General features: G+C 31.9%; 3 protein-coding genes. All 3 read left to right on the plus strand.

Annotated features, from left to right (window positions below):
- Window positions 1-230: hypothetical protein (locus V7137_RS30145; RefSeq protein WP_335701476.1), on the plus strand; the 230-nt coding region annotated here is incomplete at its 5' end.
- 196 nt (window positions 231-426) lie between these two features.
- Window positions 427-1209, plus strand: a complete 783-nt coding sequence (murI, locus tag V7137_RS30150; RefSeq protein WP_335701477.1) for a glutamate racemase — start codon at window positions 427-429, stop codon at window positions 1207-1209.
- A 188-nt stretch (window positions 1210-1397) separates the two neighbouring features.
- The gene (locus V7137_RS30155) at window positions 1398-1871 is read left to right on the plus strand and encodes a hypothetical protein (RefSeq protein WP_335701478.1); all 474 of its coding nucleotides are present in this window, start codon (window positions 1398-1400) and stop codon (window positions 1869-1871) included.
- Window positions 1872-2100 lie beyond the last annotated feature (229 nt).

Here is a 2100-nt window from a genome sequence, read left to right on the forward strand (position 1 = left end):
GTAAAGAATATTGGAACGGAAGAGAGTGTGATGGTAATTTTGTATTTCGTACTTTGGCGGAAATGTACCCTCAAGATTATGAGCGATATATGAATGAATCAATAGAATTCAAAAACAAACATACGGTTTTACACTGCTCGACTTGTCATTATGAGTGGATACATAATGAAACCGATATATCTTCCGCTCAATGTCCTTCCTGCAAATCATTGAAGTTTAAAAAATTATAAGCCCATATAAAGATTTGAATATATGTAAGTAAGTAAAGGTGCAAGAGTCGCGAGTTCAAGCTGTCATTTTGGCAGCTTTTCTTGTTTCACTAACTGGGCAGTTTACTTCAATAAGAACTAAACTAAAAAAATTTTTGGAAAAATGGTATTCTTAATAAATGATTCACAGAATTAATTTAGGAGAAGAGTGAAAGTAATGAGAATAGGTTTTTTTGATTCTGGAATAGGTGGAATGACTGTACTTCATCAAGCATTAAGATTTTTACCGAATGAAGATTACATATTTTATGCAGATACCTTACACGTTCCATATGGTGAAAAATCAAAAGAAGAGGTAAGGGAATATATTTTCAATGCAGTGGACTTTATGACTAATCAAGGAATCAAAGCATTAGTTATTGCTTGTAATACTGCAACTAGTATCGCCGTGGATGACCTTCGCCAAAAGTATGATTTTCCTATTTTGGGTATTGAACCAGCTGTAAAACCTGCTGTTCAAAGCTGTGAGGAAATACGAAAAAAGGTATTAGTTTTGGCGACTAATTTGACTCTCAGAGAGGAAAAGTTTCATAACCTTGTGAAAAGTATAGACCATCACGATATTGTGGAAAGTCTACCTCTTCCGGGTCTTGTACAATTCGCTGAGAATTTTGAATTTAGAGAAGAGAAAGTTGTACCATATTTAAAAGAACAATTATCTTCGTTTGATTTAAAGCAATACGGAACGATTGTTCTTGGATGCACTCATTTCCCATACTTTGAAAATAGTATAAAGAAAATATTTCCTGAAAAAGTGGACATTATTTCTGGAAGTATTGGAACTGCAAAAAACTTAAAACGAATTCTTGAAGCAAGGAATCAAATTACCTCTGGAACAGGAGATATCCAGTTTTTTAAATCTGGTATTAAAGTTGAAGATAATGAAACATTATCTAATTATAAAAAGTTGTTGGGAATGTTAGACAAAAAAAGTTTGTGAAACATTGTACTTAAACTATAGGGTGCTTTACTTCAATAAGGAGTAGAGTCTTTTTTTCAGTGTTCCACTAACGGGGCAGTTTAGTTCAATAAGGATGTGAACAAATAGTTAATCTTTGTAATCCGAAAAGGATTTTAGTATAACCCAATTGAAATATAAAGTAGTCTGTTTTATGGGGGGAAGAAAGAATGGGTAATAATAAATATCTTTTTATAGGTATAACGATAATTGTATCTATATTGTTGAGTGCTTGTTCTGCAAATGAAGAAGTTATAAAAATACATAGTAAAGATTCTTTAAGAACATTATTTATTCAAAAAGTGGAAGGGAATTCTTCCTCCGAAGAAATGACCAAGATTGTAAAAGATAAGGATAAAATAGAAAAAATATTATCTAAAATTGAAGGTCTTAAAGTTGAAGACTCAAATAGTCAATTCGCCTTTGATGAATTGAAGTCGCAAAACACTTATACATTTAGCTTTTTTGATAGCGAGAAGTTTGAATCTGGAAAAGAAGTTCCCTATGCTTTTTCTGTTTTAAATGACGGTACTTTTATCTTCACACACAAAGATGTCGGCTTAATAAAAACACCTCGTATGACAATTGCTAAACATAAAGATTTGCTAAATGAAATGAAACAACTCTTAGAAATAAATTTCTAAGATGAATGTTGTTCAACTAACGGGTGCTTTACTTCAATAAGGAAGATTGCTGAGGCAGCCTTTTTCTTATGGCACTAACGGGGCAGGTATGTTGAAGAAGGAGTTTCCGTAATTCAGAAGGAATAATAAGCAATATAAATTTTGTGAAAGAAGAGGATAAATATGTATTTGTTTTTATCTATTGTTTTAAGTGGAATTTTAGGGTTCTTTTTACTTATGATAGGTCCTC

It is taken from the genome of Neobacillus drentensis (assembly GCF_036962765.1).
Classification (GTDB): domain Bacteria; phylum Bacillota; class Bacilli; order Bacillales; family Cytobacillaceae; genus Neobacillus; species Neobacillus drentensis_C.

Coding starts and splice junctions, on each gene's coding strand:
- murI (WP_335701477.1), top strand. CDS start 427: ATGAGAATAGGTTTTTTTGATTCTGGAATAGGTGGAATGACTGTACTT.
- V7137_RS30155 (WP_335701478.1), top strand. CDS start 1,398: ATGGGTAATAATAAATATCTTTTTATAGGTATAACGATAATTGTATCT.